The organism is Brevibacterium sp. SIMBA_078 (genome assembly GCF_046534565.1).
GTDB lineage: Bacteria > Actinomycetota > Actinomycetes > Actinomycetales > Brevibacteriaceae > Brevibacterium.
This window is the reverse complement of the sequence record NZ_JAWRYQ010000444.1, coordinates 1-248: the sequence shown is the minus strand read 5'-3', so window position 1 is coordinate 248 and position 248 is coordinate 1. Positions and strand designations below refer to the sequence as shown.

1 protein-coding gene is annotated in these 248 nt (G+C 45.2%); it reads left to right on the top strand.

Annotation, left to right across the window (positions count from 1 at the left end; genetic code table 11):
- A partial coding sequence (locus SB749_RS20355; protein WP_410711906.1) for a hypothetical protein occupies positions 1-248 on the top strand: 248 nt, incomplete at both ends.

The window sequence follows — 248 nt, the reverse complement described above, 5'->3', positions numbered from 1 at the left end:
CTACACACCTGCCGCCAATGAAGACGGCACAGCAATCATTAATGTTTATGCTGCTCATGAAGAAGTTCATGATATCAGCGGTCATGACAGTGGTACATTGACCTATGAGCACAGCTATAACGTCACCGTTACGGCGCAGCCAGATGCACTCAGTATCATCGGGAGCAATAATAATGATGGAGACAATGAACCATTAACAGTGACTGCTACAGGTGATGAAGATACCCTAATAGCCATACCGTATCAGA